At 67.1% G+C, this 23,278-nt stretch carries 19 protein-coding genes; 17 read left to right on the top strand and 2 right to left on the bottom strand.

The window, feature by feature from the left end; genetic code table 11:
* Positions 1 to 30 precede the first annotated feature (30 nt).
* The 9 genes from RKE40_RS10350 to RKE40_RS10310 all read left to right on the top strand — a co-directional run bounded on the left by RKE40_RS10350 (position 31) and on the right by RKE40_RS10310 (position 11,219).
* A complete protein-coding gene (locus RKE40_RS10350; RefSeq protein WP_316018157.1) occupies positions 31 to 1,125 on the top strand; it encodes an ABC transporter ATP-binding protein in 1,095 nt (364 codons plus the stop codon).
* Between the two features lie 57 nt (positions 1,126 to 1,182).
* The gene (locus tag RKE40_RS10345; protein WP_316018156.1) at positions 1,183 to 2,289 is read left to right on the top strand and encodes an ABC transporter substrate-binding protein; all 1,107 of its coding nucleotides are present in this window, start codon (positions 1,183 to 1,185) and stop codon (positions 2,287 to 2,289) included.
* A 95-nt stretch (positions 2,290 to 2,384) separates the two neighbouring features.
* Positions 2,385 to 3,266 carry an ABC transporter permease gene (locus RKE40_RS10340; RefSeq protein WP_316018155.1) on the top strand — a complete coding sequence of 294 codons (882 nt, stop codon included), beginning with the start codon at positions 2,385 to 2,387 and terminating at the stop codon, positions 3,264 to 3,266.
* A gap of 4 nt (positions 3,267 to 3,270) precedes the next feature.
* A complete protein-coding gene (locus tag RKE40_RS10335) occupies positions 3,271 to 4,065 on the top strand; it encodes an ABC transporter permease (RefSeq protein ID WP_316018154.1) in 795 nt (264 codons plus the stop codon).
* A 21-nt stretch (positions 4,066 to 4,086) separates the two neighbouring features.
* Positions 4,087 to 5,685: a zinc-binding metallopeptidase family protein gene (locus RKE40_RS10330; RefSeq protein ID WP_316018153.1), complete on the top strand. Its 1,599-nt coding sequence runs from the start codon at positions 4,087 to 4,089 to the stop codon at positions 5,683 to 5,685.
* Between the two features lie 47 nt (positions 5,686 to 5,732).
* Positions 5,733 to 6,740: a dimethylarginine dimethylaminohydrolase family protein gene (locus tag RKE40_RS10325; protein ID WP_316018152.1), complete on the top strand. Its 1,008-nt coding sequence runs from the start codon at positions 5,733 to 5,735 to the stop codon at positions 6,738 to 6,740.
* Between the two features lie 180 nt (positions 6,741 to 6,920).
* Positions 6,921 to 8,462 carry an acetolactate synthase large subunit gene (locus RKE40_RS10320; RefSeq protein WP_316018151.1) on the top strand — a complete coding sequence of 514 codons (1,542 nt, stop codon included), beginning with the start codon at positions 6,921 to 6,923 and terminating at the stop codon, positions 8,460 to 8,462.
* An 8-nt stretch (positions 8,463 to 8,470) separates the two neighbouring features.
* Positions 8,471 to 9,742: a Zn-dependent hydrolase gene (locus tag RKE40_RS10315; RefSeq protein WP_316018150.1), complete on the top strand. Its 1,272-nt coding sequence runs from the start codon at positions 8,471 to 8,473 to the stop codon at positions 9,740 to 9,742.
* A 91-nt stretch (positions 9,743 to 9,833) separates the two neighbouring features.
* Positions 9,834 to 11,219 carry an FAD-binding oxidoreductase gene (locus tag RKE40_RS10310; RefSeq protein WP_316018149.1) on the top strand — a complete coding sequence of 462 codons (1,386 nt, stop codon included), beginning with the start codon at positions 9,834 to 9,836 and terminating at the stop codon, positions 11,217 to 11,219.
* Positions 11,220 to 11,256: 37 nt separating this feature from the next.
* Here the strand turns inward: RKE40_RS10310 and RKE40_RS10305 are convergent, their stop codons facing one another.
* Together RKE40_RS10305 and RKE40_RS10300 are read right to left on the bottom strand one after the other, a co-directional pair.
* Positions 11,257 to 12,156 (bottom strand): polysaccharide deacetylase family protein, encoded by a 900-nt coding sequence (locus RKE40_RS10305; protein ID WP_316018148.1) that lies wholly within the window; start codon positions 12,154 to 12,156, stop codon positions 11,257 to 11,259.
* 467 nt (positions 12,157 to 12,623) lie between these two features.
* On the bottom strand, positions 12,624 to 13,289 hold the full coding sequence (locus RKE40_RS10300; protein WP_316018147.1) for a GntR family transcriptional regulator: 666 nt from the start codon (positions 13,287 to 13,289) through the stop codon (positions 12,624 to 12,626).
* Positions 13,290 to 13,613: 324 nt separating this feature from the next.
* On the opposite strand from RKE40_RS10300, the gene RKE40_RS10295 reads away from it, so the two are divergent.
* The 8 genes from RKE40_RS10295 (at position 13,614) to RKE40_RS10260 (ending at position 23,171) form a co-directional block, all read left to right on the top strand.
* Positions 13,614 to 15,242 carry an amidohydrolase gene (locus RKE40_RS10295; RefSeq protein WP_316018146.1) on the top strand — a complete coding sequence of 543 codons (1,629 nt, stop codon included), beginning with the start codon at positions 13,614 to 13,616 and terminating at the stop codon, positions 15,240 to 15,242.
* Between the two features lie 58 nt (positions 15,243 to 15,300).
* Complete coding sequence (locus RKE40_RS10290) at positions 15,301 to 16,338, top strand: polyamine ABC transporter substrate-binding protein (RefSeq protein WP_316018145.1); 1,038 nt, start codon at positions 15,301 to 15,303, stop codon at positions 16,336 to 16,338.
* A 65-nt stretch (positions 16,339 to 16,403) separates the two neighbouring features.
* Entirely contained in the window at positions 16,404 to 17,537 is a 1,134-nt protein-coding gene (locus tag RKE40_RS10285; RefSeq protein ID WP_316018144.1) for an ABC transporter ATP-binding protein, read from the top strand.
* Entirely contained in the window at positions 17,534 to 18,442 is a 909-nt protein-coding gene (locus RKE40_RS10280) for an ABC transporter permease (protein ID WP_316018143.1), read from the top strand. Before RKE40_RS10285 ends, RKE40_RS10280 begins: the two co-directional genes overlap by 4 nt.
* On the top strand, positions 18,442 to 19,254 hold the full coding sequence (locus RKE40_RS10275) for an ABC transporter permease (RefSeq protein WP_066477921.1): 813 nt from the start codon (positions 18,442 to 18,444) through the stop codon (positions 19,252 to 19,254). The genes RKE40_RS10280 and RKE40_RS10275 overlap by 1 nt, the downstream gene beginning before the upstream one ends.
* Positions 19,255 to 19,288: 34 nt before the next feature.
* Positions 19,289 to 20,449, top strand: a complete 1,161-nt coding sequence (locus RKE40_RS10270) for a M24 family metallopeptidase (protein ID WP_316018142.1) — start codon at positions 19,289 to 19,291, stop codon at positions 20,447 to 20,449.
* Positions 20,450 to 20,500: 51 nt separating this feature from the next.
* On the top strand, positions 20,501 to 21,811 hold the full coding sequence (locus RKE40_RS10265; RefSeq protein WP_316018141.1) for an NAD(P)/FAD-dependent oxidoreductase: 1,311 nt from the start codon (positions 20,501 to 20,503) through the stop codon (positions 21,809 to 21,811).
* A gap of 91 nt (positions 21,812 to 21,902) precedes the next feature.
* Complete coding sequence (locus RKE40_RS10260) at positions 21,903 to 23,171, top strand: M20/M25/M40 family metallo-hydrolase (protein WP_316018140.1); 1,269 nt, start codon at positions 21,903 to 21,905, stop codon at positions 23,169 to 23,171.
* Positions 23,172 to 23,278: the final 107 nt, after the last annotated feature.

Below are 23,278 nucleotides of genomic sequence, written 5' to 3'. Positions count from 1 at the left end.
AATAAATATAACAGAGGGGCTGCCTTGACAATGACGGCAATGATTCCAGGTCACGACCTGTCGATATCTGGTGTTTCGAAGACATTCGGCACATTCAAAGCTGTCAAAGACGTGTCCCTCGACATCAAGGGCGGCGAATTTCTTACGATGCTTGGTCCTTCCGGCTCCGGAAAGACCACCTTGTTGATGATGATTGCCGGGTTCGTGCAACCCGACCAAGGTAGCATCCACCTCGACAAGCAGCCGATTACGCACCTGCCGCCGGAACGCCGCAATTTCGGCATGGTCTTTCAGGGCTATGCCTTGTTCCCGCATCTGTCGGTCTTCGACAATGTGGCCTTCCCCCTGAAGGTCCGCCGGCGCCCGCGCGCCGAGATCGAGGAAAAGGTCAAGGCGGCACTGGATCTGGTCAAGCTGACGACCCAGAGCGAGCGCCTGCCGCGCCAGCTCTCGGGCGGGCAGCAGCAGCGTGTGGCGCTTGCCCGTGCGCTCGTATTCACCCCTCACCTGCTCCTGCTCGACGAGCCCTTGAGCGCGCTCGACAAGAAGCTGCGCGCCGAACTCCAGGAGGAGCTGAAACGCCTGCACCGCCAGGTCGGGCTCAGCTTCATCTATGTCACGCATGACCAGGACGAGGCACTGTCCATGTCGGACCGCATCGTCGTGATGAGCGACGGGCGACTGGTCGAGCAGGGCACGCCGGGCGAGCTCTACGACCGGCCCCGGACGGCTTTCGTCGCTGACTTCCTCGGCAAGAGCAATTTCGTGCGCGGCAAGGTCGAGTCCCATATCGGGGACGGCTTCGTGTTCTCCGGGGATGGCGTGCGCTTCGTGCAGAAGGCACGCGATACCAAACCGGGCATCGGCTCGAACGTCACGGTCGCGCTGCGGCCGGAAAAGCTCTCCATCGTCGCCCCGGGCACCGAAAGCGACAACCGGCTGAGCGGCGTCGTCAGTGAGTGGAACTACTTTGGTTCGGAGTTCCGCATCCTCGTCGAAACCGCGGGCTGCGGTCCGATCAGCGTCTCGCTGCCGGCCTGGAATGCCGGCGCGGCTCCGGAAGTCGGGCAATCCCTCGAGCTGGGCTGGAGCGCGCGGGCGGGGATGGAAGTCCAGGAGGCCTGACGGCCGGGCTAGGCGACCGGAAAGCCTCATCTTCATCATCAACAAGAACAGGGGATCATGATGGAAAAGCAGAGCTTCGCGGAAGATTGCAGGGCCCTCGCGGCCGAACTCGGCGGCAGTCAGACCCGTCGCGACCTGATCCGCAGCGCGCTCGCGCTCGGCATCGCGCCTGCGGCGCTCGCACTGGGCGGTGGCGCCGCGCGGGCCCAGGCCGGCAAGGAAGTGGTGCTGGTCAATTTCGGCGGCGTCGCCATGAAGGCCTTCGACGAGGCCTATGTGAAGCCGTTCGCCGCCCAGGGCGGCAAGATCGTGCTCGACGGGAGCGGCGCGCTCAACGGCAAGATCCTCACCATGGTCCAGTCGCGCCACGTCACCTGGGACATCTGCGACGCCGGCATCACGACGCTGGCCGAACTCGGCCCGCATGGCGCGCTGGAAAAGATCGATTACTCGATCGTCGACAAGACCAAGCTCGATCCCACCTTTGCCTATGACGAAGGCGTGGTGAACTACATGTTCAGCTCGGTCCTCGCCTGGGACAAGAGCAAGATTTCCGGCGAGCCGACGCTGGCGGACTTCTTCGACACCAAGAAGTATCCGGGCCGGCGGATGATGCGCAAGGACTCGCAGGCCATGCTCGAGTTCGCGCTGCTGGCAGACGGCGTGCCGAAGGACAAGCTCTATCCGCTCGACGTCAAGCGTGCCTTCGCCAAGATCGCGACGATCAAGAAGGACCTGCTGTTCTGGAACAGCGGCTCGGAAAGCCAGAGCCTGATGCGCGACGGCGAATGCGTGATGGGCCTGCTCTGGCACACCCGCGCCAATGTGCTCGCCGACGAGACGCAGGGCCGCGTCACCTACACCTTCAAGGACGGCCTGCTCCAGCCCGGCCTCTGGGTCGTGCCCAAGGGCAATCCCGCCGGCAAGGAAGCGATGCGCGCCATCGCCTCGATGCAGCAGCCGGAAGGCCAGGTGAAGCTCCTGGCGGCGATGGGCAATGGCCCGTCGAACCCCGCCGCCGATGCGCTCGTGCCGGCGGAGCTGAAGAAGAAGAACCCGTCGGACGCCGCCAACGCCGCGGTCCAGGCCAAGATCAACGCCGATTGGTACAAGGCCAACCATTCGAAGACCTTCCAGAGCTTCCTGGATCTGATCTCCTCGTAACGGCTCGGCGTCTCGCGACGCACGACGGGTCATGCCCTCCCCAAAGGGGGGCATGACCGCGCCCGAGGGCGCTTTCCCACCCGATCGGACATGTGATGACTGCTCCTGCCGACTCAGCGCGCAGCCGGGCCGGTCTCAGCCTCTTCGCGTCGCCTGCGACGCGCTATTGGCTGCTGATCGCGCCGGCTCTCCTCCTGATGGGGGTCTTCTACATCTACCCGATCGGCCGCGTGCTCTGGATGAGCTTCACGGTGCCGACGACGGGGCTCGACAATTACGAGTTGCTCGCGACCAGCGCCTCGATCCAGCGCATGCTCTGGACCACGGCCCGCATCAGCGTGCTGACGACGATCTTCACGCTGCTGCTGGCCTATGTCGTCGCCTATGCGCTCGTGCACGCCTCGCCCAAGGTCCAGCGCTGGATGTTCCTCGGCGTGCTCGTGCCGCTCTGGATCTCCGTGCTGGTGCGCGCCTTCGCCTGGTTCGTGCTGCTGCGCCGCGAGGGGCTCATCAACTCGGCGCTGATGGCGACGGGCGTCACCGACTCCCCGCTGAGCCTGATCTGGAACGAGACCGGCGTCATGATCGGCATGGTGCACTACATGCTGCCGCTCGGCATCCTGCCGATCTTCTCGAACATGCGCGACATCGACCAGCGCTGCATCGCCGCCGCCCGCGGCCTTGGCGCCTCGCGGTTCGAAGCCTTCTGGCGGGTGTTCCTGCCGCTTTCGCTCCCCGGTGTCGTCGGCGCGAGCATCCTGGTCTTCATCTTCTCGCTCGGCTTCTTCGTCACCCCGGCCCTGCTCGGCGGCGGCAAGACGCTGATGATCGCCGAATACATCAAGGTCCAAATCCTCGAGGTCGTGCGCTGGGGCGTCGCCAGCATGCTCGCCGCGGTGCTGCTGATCGTCATCGGCGTGCTGCTCGCGGCACTGAGCCGGCTGGTCAATCTGCGCAAACTCTTCGGGGCGGGCTGAGACCATGACCGCAAACGGCTTCGGCAACATCTCGATCATGACACGCTCGCTGGCGTGGCTGATCATCTGCTTCCTCGTCCTTCCGATCACCGTGGTCTTCGCCGTTTCGGTGACCGACCGGCACTATCTCTCGCTGCCGGAGTCGGAGGTGTCGTTCCAGTACTACCGCAACCTGTTCAGCAGCGGCCCCTGGCTCACCAGCATCCTGCAGAGCTTCATCATCGCCTGCGTCTCGACGGCGGTGGCCGTCGTCGCAGGCACGCTCTGCGCCATCGGCTGCTGGCGCCTCGGCAACCGCGCCAGCGACTTCGTCCGCATGCTGATGCTGGTGCCGATCATGGTGCCGACCATCGTCTACGCGCTCGGCATCTACCAGTTCTGGATCGACCTGCGCCTGCTCGACACCTACACCGGCCTGATCATCGCCCATGCGGTGACGGGTGTCCCCTATGTGGTGATCACGGTTTCGACCGCGCTCGCCGGCTTCGATCCGCGCCTCGAACAGGCCTCGCTCAGCCTCGGCGCCAGCATGAGCCAGACGCTGCGCCTGGTGATCATCCCGAACATCATGCCCGGCGTCGTCTCGGGGCTGATCTTCGCCTTCATCCATAGCTGGGATGAGCTCGTCCTCGCCCTCTTCATCGCCGGTCGCGCCGTCTTCACCCTGCCGCGCCGCATGTGGGACGGCATCAACGAGGCGCTCGATCCCACCATGGCCGCCGTCGCGGCGGTCCTCATCGCCGTCACCGTGAGCCTTCTGTGCGCGGACGCCTATGTGCGCTCGCGGCGCGGGAACTGAACCATCCGAAAAGGCAGAACCATGTCCGATATCAGCGGTTTTGGCGCCGACAAGCAGAGCGCCCTCACCTGGCTGGAAGAGAACGCAGAGCGTCTCTCCGCCGACCATATGACGATCTGGGACCTGCACGAGCCGTCCTGGCGCGAGTACCGCTCCGCCGCCTGGTATGTCGAGCGCCTGCGCGCCGAGGGCTTCACGGTCGAGGAGGGGTCCGGCGGCATGCCGACGGCGTTCTGTGCCGAATGGTCCAATGGCGAAGGCCCGACCATCGGCGGCTATGCCGAGTACGACGCCGTGCCCGGCACCTCGCAGGAGGCCGTGCCCTTCCGCAAGCCCCGCGAGGGCGTCAGCCGCCACGCCGCCGGCCATACCGACCCGCATTCGGCGCTCGGCATCGGCGCGTTCGCCGGTTTCCTCGCCGCCAAGCACGCCATGGAGAAGCACGGCATCAAGGGGCGCATCAAGTTCTTCGGCGAGCCGGCCGAGAAGATGTGCGGCTCGAAGCCGGTGCACGCGGCGAAGGGCTACTACAACGATCTCGACGCGGCGATGAGCTTCCACCCGCACTCGTTCCCGGCGCTGGCGAACAGCTGCTTCTGGGATACCCACAGCGCCCCCTACTGGAGCCGCGTCTACACCTTCGAGTGCCCGAACCCGGAGACCTGGCAGCAGACCGGCGCCTTCGCCGGCGTGACCCACAGCCACTCGACCGCGCGCGCGCCGGGCGCGATCGACGCGGTCTGCCTGATGTACACCTCGTCAAAGTACATGAAGGAGTCGATGCTGCCGCATCACGGCAGCTGGACGCTCAACGAGCACATCATCCAGGCGGGCTATGCGGCCGCGGACAATCTCGCGCCCGGCCTCGCCCAGATCCAGTACTCCCTGCGCGCCCCGACGCTCGACATGTGCGAGCGCGTCTTCGCGGTGCTCGACCGCAATGCCGAGCATTGCGCCGCGATGAGCCACTGCACGGTCAGCCCCGCCTGGATCACCCGCACCCGCGCCGGCCTGCCGAACCACGCGATGGCGCAGGCGGCCTGGCGCAACTTCGCCGCGATCGGCGCGCCGCAATGGGGCGAGGAAGCGCGCGCCTTCGGCCGTGAGATCCAGCGCAATCTCGGCCTGGAGCCGATGGACGACCCGTTCATGCCCGAAATCCAGCGCCTGACGGCGCCCTGGGAGGGCGAGGAGGCCTTCCGCGCGCAACTGCCGTCCTGGCAGAAGAACCTCGCTGCCGACGACTATGTCGACTACACGTGGCACGCGCCGACGGTGCGGCTCTATGTCGGCCGCCCGACCCTCAAGGCCCCGCCCGGCTACCGCTATCCGGAGTGGACCCGCTACGCCATGGGCGGCATGCCGGCCTGCATCGACCCGATGTGGAGCACGGCCGCCAAGGTCATCGCCACCACCATCGTCGACCTCTTGACCGACGGCACCAGCCTCACTGCCGCGCAGGCGGAGTTCAAGGATCGCACCGGCGGCGGCATCGGCGGTGAGAAGTGGGTTGCGCCGCTTCTGCCGGCCGATTTCGAGGCCCCCGTCAATTATCGCTGGCCGGAATACGTCACCACCGCCCGTGGCGACGAATGGACCATTCCGACCGCTGCCGGCTGAGACCCGGCTGCGAGAGATCAGTTCAGCATCGGATTCAGGAGAAGACCATGTCGATCATTTCGGAACACGAATACCGCTACAACATGCTCATCAAGACCTTCGCCTCGCGGGCCGAGCCGGCCTTCGAGGCCGAGTCCGAGCAGGTCGAGGTCTGGGGGCAGCGCTGGGGCTGCAACAACGATGTCGGCCAGATCCGCAAGGTGCTGATGCACCGCCCCGGCCCGGAGCTCAACGTCGTCGATCCCACCAAGCGCATCCCCGACATCGGCGCCTTCGGTGACCCGGAGAAGGGCTGGTACTGGCGCGGCGACTCGATCCCCGACCTTCCGGCCCAGCAGGCCCAGCATGACAAGCTCGTCGCCGCCCTGCGCGAGGAAGGTGCCGAGGTCGTCTTCCTCGACGAATGCGCGCCCGGCAAGATGAAGTCCGTCTACACCCGCGACAGCGTCATCGCCATCGATGGCGGCGCCATCGTCACCCGTCTCGGCCCGCCGATCCGCCGTGGCGAGGAGCTGCCGGTCACGCGCACCCTCGGCAAGCTCGGCATGCCGATCCTGCGGACCATCGGCGGCACCGGCCTGATGGAAGGCGGCAGCTTCGCCTTCATCACGCCGAAGGTCGCCGTCGTCGGCCTGTCGAGCCGCGTCAACGAGGAAGGCGCCCGCCAGCTCGAGGAAGTGCTGCGCGTCCACGGCGTCGAGCTGCTCCGCGTCGAGCTCACCGGCTATCGCCTGCACATCGACGGCATGTTCGTGATGGTCGACGCCGAGACGGCGTTCGTGAACCCGACGCTGCTGCCCTTCTGGTTCCTCGAGCGGCTGAAGCAGCTCGGCATCCGCCAGATCGAGGTCTGCCCGGACGACGGCAACTGGGTCATCAACTGCCTTGCGGTTCGCCCGGGCCGGGTAATCATGGCCGGCGGCCTCTCCGAGCGCACGCAGGCGAAGTTCGACAAGGCGGGAATCACCGTCCGTGTCGTAGAGTACGACAAGGTCGCGCTCGGCGGCGGCGGCATTCACTGCTCGACCTCGCCGCTGGTTCGCGATCCGCTCTGAGAATGGAGCACGCGCCGATCCGATTGCTCCGCAGTCGGATCGGACCTCGCGTTCTCTGTCAGTATGTTAGAGGCGGATTCGCCGGTCGGGTTGCTTCGATCTGATCGGAACGGGCTCCGCGGGCCGGGCTAGACGCCCGGCTCCTCCATGTTTCGGCAATGCAAGGCGGGACAAGAAGGCATGAACGGCGCGGAAAGCCTGGTCAGGACGCTGATCGCCAGCGGGATCGACACCTGTTTCGCCAATCCCGGCACGTCGGAGATGCACTTCGTCGCGGCGCTCGACCGGGTCCCCGGCATGCGCTGCGTGCTCGGGCTGTTCGAGGGCGTCGTCTCCGGCGCGGCCGACGGCTATGCGCGCATGGCCGACAAGCCGGCCGCGACCCTGCTCCATCTCGGCCCCGGCCTCGGCAACGCGCTGGCCAATCTCCACAACGCCCGCAAGGCCAGTACCCCGATCGTCAACATCGTCGGCGATCATGCGACGCATCACGCCGTCTACGACGCGCCCCTTTCCTCCGATGTCGAAGGCGTCGCCCGGCCGATGTCGGACTGGGTGAGGACCTCGAAGGATGCCCGCGCCGTCGCCCGCGACGGCGCCGAGGCGGTGCAGGCTTCGCTCTCCGGCGCAGGCCGGGTCGCGACACTGATCCTGCCGGCCGACACCGCCTGGAACGATGCCGACGGCCCGGCGCCGCGCCTCCTCCCGCCGGCGCGCCCGAAGGTCTCGGACGAGGCACTGAAGGAGGCGGCTGCGGCCCTGCGCTCCGGCGAGCCGACGCTGCTCATGGTCGGCGGGCGCGCCTTGCGGGCACGGCCGCTGGAACTGGCGAGCCGGATCGCGCAAACCCATGGTGCGCGCCTGATGGCGCCGACCTCCAATGCCCGGATCGCCCGCGGCGCCGGGCGCGTCGCGCTCGAACGCGTCTTCTATCCCGTCGCCGACGCGCTGGCGCAGCTCGCCGAAGTGCGCCGCGTCGTGCTGGTCGGCGCGCCGGAGCCGGTCGCCTTCTTCGCCTATCCCGGCAAGCCGAGCCTCGTCCTGCCGCCGGACTGCGCCGTACACCACCTCGCCGCGCCGGAGGACGATCTCGAAGACGCGCTCGAACGCCTCGCCGACCTGATCGGTGCCGGCGCACCACCGGTCCTGCAGGCACTGGCCCGCCCGGACCTTCCCTCGGGGGCGCTCACCGCCGAGGCCGCCGCCGCCGTGGTCGGCGCATTGATGCCGGAGGACGCGATCCTCGTCGACGAGAGCATCAATGCCGCGGGCTTCTGCTACCGGCACACGGCCGGCGCACCCGCGCATGACTGGCTGCAGCTGACCGGTGGCTCGATCGGCATCGGCCTGCCGCTGGCGACCGGCGCTGCCGTGGCCTGCCCGGAGCGGCGCACTGTGGCGCTGCAGGCCGATGGCAGCGGCATGTACACCTTGCAGGCGCTGTGGACGCAGGCACGCGAGAATCTCAATGTCACCAACATCATCTTCGCAAACCGGGCCTATCAGAGCCTCGAGACCGAGCTGTTCAATGTCGGCGCGCTGAACCCCGGACGGACGGCGCTCGACATGCTCGACCTGCGCCGCCCCGATCTCGACTGGGTCAAGCTCGCCGGCGGCATGGGCGTGGAAGCCGCCCGCGCGGACAGCGTCGAGCGCCTGATCGAACTCGTCGGGACGAGCTTCCGCCAGCCGGGGCCGTTCCTGATCGAAGTCCCCTGCTGAGAAACGTCATGACGAAGCGCGCGAACAATCTGAGCATCGATGCAAAGCGTCTCTGGAGCGATCTCATGGAGACCGCCCGGATCGGCGGCACCGCCAAGGGCGGCATCCGGCGCCTGACGCTGGGCGAGGAAGATCGCCGCGTCCGCGACTGGTTCCGGGCCGAATGCGAGAGCCTCGGCTGTAGCGTGCATGTCGATGAGGTCGGCAACATGTTCGCGATCAGGCCGGGCCGGAACAACGCGCTGCCGCCGATCGCGATGGGCAGCCATCTCGACACGCAGCCGACCGGTGGCAAGTTCGACGGCGTGCTCGGCGTGCTCGCCGGGCTCGAATGCCTGCGCACCCTGCACGCCGCCGACTATGAGACCCATGCGCCGGTCATGCTGGTCAACTGGACGAACGAGGAGGGCTCGCGCTTCGCGCCCGCCATGCTCGGCTCCGGCGTCCATGCCGGCGTGTTTGACCGCACCTATGCCGATACGCGCAAGGATGGTGAGGGCGTGAGCTTCGCCGAGGCGATCGAGGCGATCTCCTATCGTGGCGAGGTCGGGATCGGGTCGACGCCGATCGGCGCCATGTTCGAGCTCCATATCGAGCAGGGGCCGATCCTCGAGGCCGAGGGCGATACGATCGGTGTCGTCACCGGCGTCCAGGGCATGCGCTGGTACGATGTCGAGATCACCGGCCGCGAGTCGCATGCCGGCTCGACCCCGATGGCGATGCGCAGGGACGCCCTCCCCGCCGCGGCCGCGCTGGTGCTGGCCGTGCAGGCTGCCGCCCGCGCCTGCCCCGGGGCCGTCGCCACCGTCGGAACGATCGCGGTCCATCCCGGCTCCCGCAATGTCATTCCCGGCGCAGCCTCGCTCTCGGTCGACCTGCGCCATCCCGATGCCGGCGCGCTCGACGGGACCGAGGCTGCCATCGAGCAGGCTCTGGCGGCAATCTGCGCCGAACACGGCGTCACCGGCACGCTGACGCGGATCTGGGACTCGCCGCCCGTGCCCTTCGATCCCGGCTGCATCGCTTCGGTGCGCGATGCCGCCGGCAGCCTCGGCTACCGCATGCGCGACATCGTCTCCGGCGCCGGCCACGATGCCGCCTATATCGCCCGCATCGCGCCGACGGCGATGATCTTCGTGCCCTGTGCCGGGGGCCTCAGCCACAACGAGGCGGAGGACGCCTCCTTTGAGGATTGCGGCGCGGGAGCGCAGGTGCTGCTCCAGGCCGTGCTCGACTACGACCGCCGGCTCGCCGAGACGAAACCAGGAGCGACACCGTGAAATCCTGGCGCCGGCTCGATATCGGCGGCCGCCGGGTTCCGGCCGCCGACGCCGCGGCCAACTTCGGCCACGGCTGCGAGAACGCGGCGGCATGAGCCAGCCCCAGGAAGTGCTGGCGGCGCTCAGGACCGCCCTCGGCGACGATCAGATCCGCGTCGGGGACGCCGTGCCCGTGCGCAACCGCGCCGACAGCGCCGGGCTGCCGCCTTGCGCGCCGGCGGCGCTGCTGCTGCCACGCAGCACGGCCGAGGTCTCGGCGGCGCTGGCGATCTGCCACCGCTTCTCCCTTCCAGTCGTCGTTCAGGGCGGCCTGACCGGGCTGGCAGGCGGCGCTCACCCCGTCGAAGGCGAGATCGCGCTCTCCCTCGAACGGATGAACGGCATCGAGGAGCTCGATCCCGTCGGCCGGACGATGACCGCCCTCGCCGGCACGCCGCTGGAGGCGATCCAGCAGCGGGCGGCCGAGGCAGGCCTTCTGTATGGCGTCGATCTTGGCGCGCGCGGCAGCTGCACCATCGGCGGCAATGTCGCGACCAATGCCGGGGGCGTGCAGGTGCTGCGTTATGGCATGACCCGCCGCAACGTGCTCGGCCTCGAAGCGGTGCTGCCGGACGGCCGCATCGTCAGCTCGCTCGTCAAGGTCATCAAGAACAATGCCGGCTACGACTGGACCCAGCTCCTGATCGGCAGCGAGGGCACGCTCGGCGTCGTCACGCGCGTCCTGTTGGCGCTCCAGCCGGCCGTGCCGAGCCACCACACCGCGCTCTGCTCCGTCGCGGGCGTCGCTGAAGCCTTGCAGGTGCTCGACCGGTTGGAGGCGAAGCTGCCGGGCGGCCTCCTCGCCTTCGAGGCGATGTGGCGCGACTATCTCGCCGCCACGGCAGCCCATGCAGCGCTGCCGCCGCCCTTCACATCGGGCCCAGCGCTCACCCTGCTGGTCGAGGCGGCGCTTCCCGCCGGCGAAGCCTATGCGGACCTGTTCCTGGAGGCGCTCAGCGCGCTCGTCGAGGAAGGGCTGCTTGAAGACGTGCTCGTCGCGCAATCGAGTCGGGAACGGGCGCGCTTCTGGACCTATCGCGAAGCGAGCTCGGAGTTCTACCGGCACCTGCCGACCGGCCTGCATTTCGACATCAGCGTGCCGCTCGCAGCGATGGCTCAGGGTGCCGATCTCCTGCATGCCCGGATCGCGCAGGCCAGCCCCGGCGCGAGCCTGATCATGTTCGGCCACCTCGCCGACAGCAATCTGCATCTCTCGATCCATCCGCCCGAAGGAACGGGCTTCGACGGGCTTGCCGAGGTGGTGTACCGCACCGTCCGGGACGTCGAGGGCAGTATCTCGGCCGAACACGGCGTCGGCGTGCTGAAGCGCCCCTATCTCGGCTACAGCCGCTCCGATTCCGAGCTCGCCTTGATGCGAACCCTCAAGGACGCGCTCGACCCGGCGGGGATACTGAACCGCGGCCGTATCCTGGCATGATGTACCGTCCAGCGGTTCCTGGTCACCGCTCGCGATCTCAGGTCAATTCCCTGTCCTGCAGGGGCTCGGGCCAGAACGGCACCTGATCGCGCCGCGGCTGCCAGATCCCCTGTTCGGCGAGACCGCGGACATGGGCGGCGATCTCGGCAAGGGTAGCGAACCAGACGCCGCCCTTCTCCTGCATGTATTCGATCAGCCCGGCGAAGGCGTCCGCGCGAGACGGCCGCCCCGAGACGAAGGGGTGCCAGACGGCGTTCCAGAGGCCGCCATGGCGCCAGGCCGCGTCGAATTCGGCCCGGAAGACCTCCATCGCCCGTGCGGGCGAGGCGATCGGCAGCATGTAGCCGAACTCCTTGACGCAGACATATTGCGTCCAATCGTCAAGCGACATGTCGGTCGGCAGCTCGACGAGATCTCCGCGTGCATTGCCGATCAGATAGGGCTGGTCGTCGCCCAGCAGCGAGCTGTCGTAGCTGAAGCCGCTATCCTGCAGCAGCTCCAGCGTGTGCCGGGAAAAGGCGTAGGCCGGGGCACGATAGCCCGCAGGCTTCTGCCCGCTCAGCCGCGCCAACGCCTCGATCCCGCGCCCGAGGCTCTCCGCCTCCTCGTCTCGGCTCTGCGTATTCGGCCGCCTGTGGAGGTAGCCATGATGGCCGAGCTCATGCCCCGCCGCGAGAATCTGTTCGACGGTCGCCGGATAGGCTTCGACGCACCATCCCGGGATAAAGAAGGTCTGCCGCAACCCGGAGCGGCGGAAGATTTCCAGAAGCCGCGGCACGGCGACCTGCGGCTCGTAGCGCAGCATCGAGGCCAGTGCGACACGGTCCGGCGCCTGCTCGCGGAAGTTGATGTGAAGCAGCGCCTCCGCGTCCATGTCGAAGGTATAGGCGACGGCGCAACGCGCATTGTTCGGCCAGGGGATCGGATTGCTGATCATCGACGCTGGCCCCGGGTGCAATTCACGGTCTATCGCGCACTGCTGCTGCGACTGCGACTGTAAGAAAATTTGTGAGCGAACAGCTCAATGCCGTGCCGGAAAGGTCGAGCCAGATGCCGCGCGACGTTCTCCCGCCATGCCCGGCTCATTCATGATGCGTAATGGCATGCACGGCATCTCCTGGCGACCCGAGCAGGCTGGACATCCAAGATCATGCCCGCCCCCGGACCGTCGCGTTGGTCGTTTGAATGCACGGGCTTGTCAAGCTTGGCAGGCTTGCTCGGCCCGCGATCCCACAGCGTCGCCAACCAGGCTGGCCAGTGCAATTCCTCGCGATGTGGCCGCTGCGCGCGGCCCGTGACGGCTGCGCAAGACCCACCTGCCCGACCAGCGAGCCGAAACTAACGCCTTTTCACGAGAGCGGTCGGATCACTTCCGAAACCACTCCGGCAGAAACCTCGCCAAGACTAGGAAAACACAAGACTATTCGCGAGCCGCCTCCTCAGGAAAGACTCCATCTCATCGAGGAATTTCGTCGCGGCCTCCAATGACCGATCGACATCGCCGCGCCCGATCGCCTCGATCGCATCAGCATGCGCATGCCCTATGGGAATGTTCGTCGCCTCGAGATGCATGAAGTACACGCGCCGGGAATTGGCCTGAATGGGAGCGAGCGCCGCAGTCAGGAACTTGTTGCGCGCCACCCGCAGCGACAAATCCTTGAAGCTTCGGTCGACGTTCATCAAGCCGACCTTGTCCCCGGCGTCGACGACAGCCCGCATGCGCTGCGCCATCTCCATGAAGCGCGCCCTGTCCTCGCTCGAAGCGAGCCTGGCGGCCCGCACCGCAACCTGACACTCCAGGGGGCGACGAACCTCCATCAGCAGAAACTGGTCCCGGAAGTCGACATCCGTGACGAAGACGCCGGAGCGCGGCAGGATATCGACGAGATTGTTCTCGCGCAGCCTCTGCAGGGCCTCGCGAATCGGCGTGCGCCCCAGGGCCAGGGCCTGCGCCAGCGTCTGCTCCGACAACCGCGTTCCTGGCCTGAGCTCGCCGAGGATGATCATTTCCTCGAGACGCCTGTAGGCTTCCACGGCCAAGGTCGAGGACGCCTCCCCCGCAAAACCCATTCATCTCTCCTCAAACCGCCCAGGGCGCTCGGTCAAACTGACATATCAGATTAGGCTGCAACCTCTCAGATCGGCAAGACAGCTACGCTCGCGTTTCCGTGAAAATTCATGATTGACAACGCCTCTCAGCTTTGTGACGCTGCCTTTACTGACATGTCAAACAAGACCTGACGCAGCGCTGCAGCTGCGATTATCGGGCGCCGGGCATGCAGCTTCGTTTTCCGGCCGACGCCACCCTACGCTGTCCGCGGACGCCCGCGCGACGGCCGGCGATGCGCGGGATTTGTCGAGCGCCGCGCTGAGCGGGAGGGAGTGGGACCGGCGATGACAGTGCCTCGGATCGACAGGATCGTGATCAACGGCAAGATCGCGACGATGGAGCGACCGGACCATTTCGTGGAAGCTCTCGCGATCAGCGGCTCGAAGGTCGTCGCACATGGGAGCAACCAGGAGATCAAGGAACTCGCGCCCTTCGCCGAGCGGATCGACTGCGGTGGCCGGACTGTGCTGCCGGGCTTCATCGATAGCCACTGCCATCCCGACATGCACGGCGCCCGGCTCGGCCGCTGGTCGGACCTTTCCACCGAGTTCGGCAGCAAGGAGGACGTGCTCGCCCATGTCCGCGCCACGCTCGAGGGCAAGCCGGCCGATCACTGGTTCGTCGGCTTTCGCTACGACGATACCCGGTTGGGCGGCTATCCGACCCGTGACGAGCTCGACCAGGCAGCCGGCGGGCGACCGGCCTTTCTCTATCGGCGCGACGCACATCTCGGCTTCGCCAACAGCGCGGCCCTGGCCGCCGCCGGCTTCACGCGCGAGAGCAGTGATCCGCCCTTCGGCCGCCTCGACCGTGACCCGCAGACGGGCGAACTGACCGGGCTGCTGCGCGAGACGGCAGCCCATGAGATCGTCAATCTCTGCCAGCGCGGATTCACGCCCGACGATTTCGCCGGCGGCCTGGTGCGTGTCTTCGACGATTTCGCGTCCTACGGCATCACCTCCGTGCACAACAGCCTGTGCTCGACGCAAGGCATCGTCGCCTATCAGAAGATGCGCGAGAACAACGAGCTGCGCATGCGCGTCGGCCTCCTGGCCAGCGGCCGCGAGGACGAGCTGATCGATGCGATCATCCGCTCGGGCTGGCGCACCGGCTTCGGCGACGAATGGATCCGGCTCACCGGGGTGGAATGGTGCCCCGACTGCTCGACCAGCGGACGGACCGCCGCCTATTACGAGCCCTATATCGGCGAAAAGGTGCTCGGCGAGCCCGAAGATAATCGGGGGATGCTGCTCTACGAGCTCGAGGACTTCAAGCAGCGGGTCCTGCGCGCGCACAAGGCGGGCCTGCTCGTCGGCGCGGACGGTGTCGGCGACCGCGGCATCGACTTCGTGCTCGATGCGTTCGAGCACGCGCTCCAGCATCACCCGGTCCACGACCACCGGCTGCGCGTCGAGCATTGCTGCAACGTCACCCCGGCCATCCTCGAGCGCCTCAAGAAGCTGCAGGTCATCTGCTCCTCCGCCACCGGCTTCGCCTACGATCTCGGCGACGCGTATCGGCGCAATCGCGGCGCGGCGGCGATGCGGTACATGTGGCCGCACCGGAGCATGATCGATGCAGGCGTGAAGGCGCCGGGCCATTCCGATTGCCCCGTCTGCCACCCCAATCCGTTCCGCGGCATCTACTCGATGGTGAACCGCAAGACCGACAGCGGCGCCGATCTCGACCGCCGCGAGGCGGTGAGCGTCTACGAGGCCGTCGAAGCCTACACGACGCTCGGCGCCTATTGCGGCAAGGAAGAACACATCAAGGGTGATCTCGGAGTCGGCAAGCTTGCGGACTTTTCCATCCTTCACGAGGATGTCTTCAGCGTGGATCCAGAGACCCTCGCCGACGTCCGTGTCGATGAAACCTATCTCGGGGGAGATCGAATATTCTCGCGTCAGACGTGACGCGAGAAGGAGAGCACAGCCTCATCTGCATGCGCGCATAACCACAAGGGGAGATACCATGAAATTCGTCGCTCACGCCCTCGCAGCCGTGGCACTGGCCGCGACCGCCGGCCATATCGCACCGGCCGCCGCGCAACAGACCCTGACGATCTCGTCCTGGGGCGGCGCCTACCAGAAGGCGCAGAGGGAGGCCTGGTTCAACATCGTCGAGAAGGAACTCGGCGTGACGATCAAGGAGGAGACCACATCCGGCGTCGCCGATGTGCGCGCGCAGGTGGCCTCCGGGCGCCCGACCTGGGATCTCGTCCAGCAGGGCAATTATGGCTGTGCGCTGCTCGACAAGGAGGGCAACACCGAGCCGCTGACGCCGGCCATCCTCGGGGTCAAGGGCATCGCCGACAACATGAAGGGCAAGGGCTGGATCTCGAATCTGGTCTACGCCACGACCCTGGCCTGGAGCGACGAGAAGTATCGCGACAAGAAGCCGTCGAGCTGGGCCGACATGTGGGACACCAAGACCTTCCCCGGCGGCCGCACCATGCGCCGCAGCCCGGTCTACGCGCTCGAATCCGCCCTGCTCGCCGATGGCGTGCCGATGGAAAAGCTCTACCCGCTCGACACTGCGCGCGCCTTCAAGAAGCTCGAGGCGATCAAGAAGGACGTCGTCGTCTGGTGGGCCTCCGGCGCCCAGTCCCAGCAGGTGCTGAAGGATCGCGAGGTCGAGATGGCGGCGATCTGGAACGGCCGCGCCGAAGCCCTCGCGACCGAGGGTGAGAAGGTGAGCCTGACCTTCAACCAGCAGATGCTGCTGACGGACTGCTGGGTCGTGCCCAAGGGCGCCAAGAACAAGGACCTGGCGATGAAGGCGATCGAGATCATGAGCCGTCCGGAGGTCCAGGCCCGTATCGCGCTCTACATCAATTACGGTCCGGCCAATGTCGAGGCCTTCAACACGGGCATCATCAAGCCGGAGGTCGCGGCCAAGCTGCCCAGCTCCCCGGAGAACGCCAAGAAGGGCTTCGTGCTCGACGCGAACTACTGGGCCGCGAATCTCGACGAGCTGACCAAGCAGTTCGACCTGTTCATCCAGCGCTGAACACGAGCGGCCGGGCTCGCCCGGGCCCGGCCGCCCTCGCATGAAAAGGTAACAGGATGACAGTCATGGCTACACCTGCCGACGCTCCGGCGGCCGGTGGCAACCGCAGCGGCTCCCTGCCGATCACCATCGAGCGCCTGGTCAAGTCATACGGCTCCTTCAAGGCGCTCGACGATGTCAGCCTCTCGATCAGGAGCGGCGAGTTCATCACGCTGCTCGGCCCCTCCGGCTCCGGCAAGACGACGCTGCTGATGGTGCTCGCCGGTTTCGTGCGGCCGCAATCGGGCAGCGTCCGCTTCGCCGATCGGGAGGTGGTGCTGCTGCCGCCGCACAAGCGCGACATCGGCATGGTGTTCCAGAACTATGCGCTGTTCCCGCACATGACGGTCGCGGGCAATCTAGCCTACCCGCTCAAGCTGCGAAACGTGCCGGCGCGGGAGATCGCCGGGCGGGTCGAGCGCGCGCTCGATCTCATTCAGCTGAGCGCTTTCGGCGAGCGGCGCATCGACCAGTTGTCCGGCGGCCAGCGCCAGCGTGTCGCGTTGGCGCGCGCGGTGATCTTCGAGCCGCGCATCCTGCTGATGGACGAGCCGCTCTCCGCGCTCGACAAGAATCTGCGCGAGCAGATGCAGCTCGAGGTCCGCCGCCTGCATGATCGCCTCGGCATGACCACGGTCTATGTGACGCACGACCAGCGCGAGGCACTGACGATGTCGGATCGGATCGCGGTGATCAACCGCGGCCGCGTCGTCCAGCTCGACCGCCCACGCGAACTCTACGAGCGGCCGGCCACGCATTTCGTCGCGAGCTTCATCGGCGAGTCCTCGACCTTGCCCATCGAAGTCCGGGATGGGCGGGCGAGCTTCGCCGGCGCCCCACTGCTCAGCGCGGCGCCGGCACCGGCGAGCAGCGCGTCGAGCTTCCTCGTGCTGCGACCGGAAAAGCTGCGCCTCCTTGCCGATGCGGCGCCGACTGAGGCCAATGTCATCGCCGGCCATGTCCGCCAGAACGTCTTCCAGGGCGACAGCATCGTCACCTATGTCAGGACCGCGAGCGATCATGAGATCGCGATCCGGCGCTCCCTGCGCACGGACGAAGTCCTCGCCGAGGTAGGCACCGCGGTCCGGGTCGGGTTTTCCGCCGAGGACGCGATCATCGTCCCAGCCGACGCGGATACCCCGCAAACGGGCCGGCCATGACGCTGGCTCTGGATCAGATCGCAACCGGCGGCACGGCTTCCGGAGCCAATGAGGAGGCGCTGCGGCGCCAGGCCCATGGCGAGCGGCGCTCGATGCTGGCGCTGACCCTGCCGGCGCTCCTGCTCGTCGGCTTCGTCGTACTCATCCCGATCGGCTGGCTGTTCTGGCTGTCCTTTGTCGACAAGAGCGGCTTCACCCTCATCCACTACCAGAGATTGCTGCACCCGACCTATCTGTTGACGCTGCGGACCACTTTCGAGCTGGCCTTCACCGTCACCGTGGTCTGCCTGCTGCTCGGCTACCCGCTGGCGTACCTCGCCTCGCAGCTGCCGCGGCGCTGGGCCAGTCTCGTCCTGCTCTGCGTGCTCTTCCCGTTCTGGACTTCGCTGCTGGTGCGGACCTACGCCTGGCTGGTGCTGCTGCAGCGACGGGGCCTCGTCAATACCTGGCTGCAGAAGCTCGGCATCATCGAGGAGCCCCTGCGGCTGGTGCATAATTTCACCGGCACGGCGATCGGCATGACCCATATCATGCTGCCCTTCATGGTGCTGCCGCTCTACGCGACCATGAAGACGATCAGCGATGACTACATGCGCGCGGCCGCCAATCTCGGCGCCTCGCCGATCCGCGCCTTCTGGCAGATCTATGTGCCGCTCTCCTTCCCGGGCCTCGCGGCCGGCCTGATCGTCGTCTTCGTGCTGTCGCTCGGCTTCTACGTCACCCCGGCACTGCTGGGCGGCGGCCGCGTGATGATGTGGGCGATGCAGATCGAGCGTTCGACCACCGTCTATGCCGACTGGGGCGCCGCCAGCGCCATGGGCGTCGTCCTCCTCGTCATCACGCTCGGCATCCTCTGGCTGGTCTCGAGGCTGACCGGCTCGGCGAAACTCGGGGAGGCACGCTGATGCTGCGACAGCCTGCGACGAGCACGCAGATCACCCATCTGGACAGGCTCTGGCTCTATGTCCTGTGCGGTCTGGTCATCGTCTTCCTGATCGCACCGACGCTGCTCGTGATCCCGATGAGCTTCTCGGATTCGCGCTACCTGTCGTTCCCGCCGGAATCCTGGTCGCTGCGCTGGTATCGTGCCTATTTCGGCTCGCTCGAATGGCGCGACGCCACTGTCGTGTCGCTGCAAGCCGCCTTCCTGACGACCATCGTCGCGACCGTGACCGGCACGCTCGCGGCCTATGGCCTCCATCTCGCGCGCAGCGGCGCCGGCCGCCTCGTCCAGGTCGCCCTGACGTTACCGATGATGATCCCGGTCATCCTGCTCGCCATCGGCATCTTCCTGTTCTTCGCGCCGCTCGAGCTGAACAATTCGCTCTCGGGCCTCGTGCTCGCGCATACGGTGCTGGCGCTGCCGCTCGTGCTGATCTCGGTCACGGCCGGGTTCAAGAGCTTCGACATGAACCAGGAGATGGTCGCCCGCAGCATGGGCGCGTCGCGCCCGCGCGCCTTCCTCACCGTGACCCTGCCGCAGATCCGCAATTCGGTGATCTCCGGTGCCCTGCTCGCCTTCATCACCTCGCTCGACGAGGTGGTGATCGGCCTGCTGATCGCCGGCGGCGACAAGGCGACCCTGACGCGGCGCATGTTCCTCGCCCTGCGCGACGAGATCGACCCCACGATCGCGGCGATCTCTTCGCTGCTCATCGTCCTGTCGATCGTGCTGCTGGCGGTGTCCCAGTACTTCCAATCCGAACCTCGCGATTAGACGACCCGCTCAAGGTCGCCGAAGGAGATTTGACGTGGTGCTGCATTTCGAGAGAGCCGAATTCGATCAGCGTGTCGCCAATGCGCGGGTCGCGATGCGACGCGAAGGGCTCGATGCCCTGCTGCTCTTCGCCCAGGAGAGCACCTATTACCTCACCGGTTTCGACACGAGCGGCTTCGTCTTCTTCCAGTGCGCGGTGCTGACGGCGGATGAGCGGCCGATGACGCTGCTGACGCGCCGGCCGGACCTGGAACAGGCGCGGCGGACCTCGACCTTCGAGGACATCAGGCTCTGGTACGATGCGCCCGGCATGGACCCGTCGCGCGAGCTGATGGCGATCCTGGAGGAGAAGGGCCTGAAGGGCGCCCGGGTCGGCATCGAGATGCGCACCTTCGGCCTGACGGCCGACAATTACGCCCTCGTGCATAACCGCCTGTCCCCCTGGTGCACGCTGGTCGACGCGTCCAACCTCGTCCGCGGCCTGCGCGTCGTGAAGTCGGCGGCGGAAATCGCCTATGTCAGGCGTGCCGCCGAACTCGCCGACGACTCGCTCGTCGCAATGATCGAGAAGGCGCGCCCGGGCAGCTTCGAGGGCGACATCGCCGCGGCGGGCTCGGTCCCGATCCTGGCAGGCGGCGGCGATCCGCCGCCTTCCGGCCCCGTGCTCGGATCAGGCGATCGCGCCTTGCTCGTCAGGAGTGCCACCGGCTTCCGGACGCTCGACGGCGAGGACCAGCTGACGATCGAGCACGCCGCGAGCTATCGCCGCTATTGTGCCTGCCTGATGCGGACAATCGCGATCGGCCGCGCCCAGCCGCTGCAGCAGCGCATGTTCGCGGTGACGCACGAGGCGATCACGGCCATGACCGAAGCCGCCCGGCCGGGCAACACGATCGGCATGATCGACGACGCCCATCGCCGCGTCTTCGACAAGGAGGGCTTCGGCGGCTCGCGCATGTCGGCTTGCGGCTACTCGCTCGGCGCAACCTATCGGCCATCCTGGATGGACGTCCCGCCGATGATCTATTCCGGCAATGAGATGCCGGTCGCGCCCGGCATGATCCTGTTCCTGCACGCCATCCTGATCGATGCGCCCAACAACCTCGCGATGTCGCTCGGCTACACGATCCTGACGACCGAAGGGTCCGCCGAGGTGCTGAGCCGCATCCAGCCGGAATACGTGGTCACGACCTGATCCTTCGCGGCCGGCTGCTTCGGACGCCCTCCTGTCTCCAGGTGAGAAACCATGCCTGCGAACGACCTGTTCACGCCCGATTTCCTGCCGCATCCCTATTGGTGGGATGCGGCCCACCCGGTGAAGGAAGCGGACGGCGCCCTGCCGGAACGCGCGGATGTCGCGATCATCGGCGGCGGCTATACCGGTCTGTCCTGCGCGCTTGAACTCAGGCGGCAGGGCGTCGAGGCCGTGGTGATCGAGGCCGACGAGATCGGCTTCAACGCCAGCTCGCGCAATGGCGGGTTGGTCACCGGCGGCGTGAAGCTGGCGCTCAGCGATTTCTCCCGCGAGCTCGGCAAGGAACGCGCCGACCGCCTGACCGCCGAAGCAATAGGAACCCTCCAGTTTCTGGAGGACGTGATCGCCCGGGAACAGATCGACTGCGACTTCGAGAAGACCGGCCGCTTCGTCGCCGCCTATTCGCGCAAGCATTACGACCACCTCGCCGCCAACAGCGACCGCATCGCCGCCCTGACCGGCGCCCGCTGCGAGATGGTGCCGCGCGAGCGGCAGCGGGAGGAGATCGGCAGCGATCATTATCGCGGCGGCCAGTTCGTCGAGGCCGCCGGCGGCCTCCACCCCGCCAAGTACGTTCGCGGCCTCGCGGAAGCCGCACGTCGCGCTGGGGCGAAGCTAGTCGACCGCACCAAGGTGCAGCGGATGAGCCGCAGCGCCGATGGCTGGCGCCTCGAGACCAGTGCCGGCGCGATCACCGCGCAGAAGGTCATGGTGGCGACCAATGGCTATACCGGCGAAGCCACGCCATGGATGCGGCGCAGGGTCGTGCCGGTGGCGAGCTTCCTGATCGCGACCGAGCCGCTGCCGGACGGCCTCGCCGCCGAGTTGGTTCCCAATCGACGGATGCTGGCCGACACCCGCCGGGTGCTCAGCTATTTCCGCCTGTCGCCGGACGGAAGGCGCGTGCTCTGGGGCGGCCGCGTCGGAACCGCCGCCATGGACCCGCGCGAGAGCGCGCGGCGCCTCCACGCCGTCATGACGACAGTCTGGCCGCAGCTTCGCGACGTGCGGGTCAGCCACAGCTGGAACGGCAATGTCGCCTTCACCTTCGACTTTCGGCCGCATCTGGGCAGCCATGAGGGGGTACACTACGCGCTGGGCTGCCAGGGCAACGGCGTCGCGATGCAAAGCTGGCTCGGCTTCCAGGCCGCCCGGGCCATCGCCGGCGCGGCCAACGAACCGAGCGCCTTCGCCAACCTGCCCTTTCCGACCGCGCCGCTCTATGACGGCCGGCCCTGGTTCCTGCCGATGATGCTGGCCTGGTACCGGCTGCGCGACCAGATCGACCGGGTGGCCTCCTGAACGAACGCACGTTTCCGCGTGCCTTTGGCCCGGCCGGTCATGATTGGAGCCGGCCGCATTGCTCCCCAGCGTTTTCGACGAGGACACGACCATGACGACGATGGCAGATGAGCGGCGCAGGCTGCTGGAGTGGCTCGACGCGGAGCGCGACGAGATCATCGACCTGCTGCGTGCCCTGCTACGGGAGCGCGGACCGAACCCGCCGGGAGATACGCGCTCGACCGCGGATGTCGTACGCGCTTATCTCAACGGCCGTGGCCTCGACCACCGCATCATCTCCCCGCATCCCGAGATGCCGAATATCGTCGCCAGTTTCGAGGGCGGCAATCCCGGCCGGCATCTCGTGCTGAACGGCCATCTCGACGTCTTCCCGGTCGCTCCGGACCTCGCAGGTTGGACGAAGGATCCGTGGGGCGCCGAGATCGCCGACGGCAAGATTTACGGGCGCGGCGCCTGCGACATGAAGCCGGGCACGACCGCATCGATCGTGACCTACGCCATGCTGCACCGCCTGCGCGAGAGCTTGGGCGGGCGGCTGACCCTGACCTGCGTCTCGGACGAGGAGACCTTCGGCCCCTGGGGCGCGCGCTACCTGATGGAGCACCACCCGGAAGTGCATGGCGACTGCCTGCTGAACGGCGAGCCGGGCGGCCCGGAATCGATCCGCTTCGGCGAGCGCGGCCCGCTCTGGATCGCCTTCACCCTGCGGGCCAAGGGCGCGCACGGCGCCTATGTGCACGCGACCGACAGCGCGACCAAGCTCGCCATGCGCCTCGCGACGGAGCTCGAGAGCCTGACCGAGATCGAGGCGCCGATGTCGCACAATCTGCAGCGCGCCGTCGAACAGAGCCGGCCGGTGATGGACCGGATGATGGGCGAGGGAGCCGGCGCGCTGGTCAACCGGGTCACGCTGAACATCGGCACGATCCAGGGCGGCGAGAAGGTCAACATGATCCCGTCGCACTGCACCTTCCAGGCCGATTTCCGCCTGCCGGTCGGGATGAGCAAGGACGATCTCCTGTCGAAGATCGCCGAGATCGCCGCGCGCTACCCGCAGGCGAGTTGGGAAGTCGTCGGCGGCGACGAGCCGTCCTGGTGCGACCCAGACCACGAGATGGTGGCGATCATCCAGAAGAACGTCGAGGAGGCCGGCCGGCCGCGCCCGCAGCCGATCGTCAGCCTGGGCGGAACCGATGCGCGGCTCTGGCGGCACCGTGGTGTCCCCGCCTATGTCTATGGCCCCTATCCACACGGCATGGGCTCGCATGACGAGCATGTCGACATCGAGGAGTTCCTCCATGTCGTGCGCACGCATGTCCTGTCGGCCTTCGACTATCTCAGCCGTTCCGCGCCCCGGTGACCAGGCCGCCTTCCTAGCCGACAGCAGCGGCCGACGCGCCAATGCGTGAGCCTTGCTTCCTGAGAAGGCGAGACCGCCGCCCTGCTGCCCAGGTGTCGCTTCAGGCC

This window comes from Allobosea rubneri (assembly GCF_032464875.1).
Classification (GTDB): Bacteria; Pseudomonadota; Alphaproteobacteria; order Rhizobiales; family Beijerinckiaceae; genus Allobosea; species Allobosea rubneri.
Note: the sequence above shows the minus strand (reverse complement) of the source record. Positions and strands in the feature narration are given on the sequence as shown.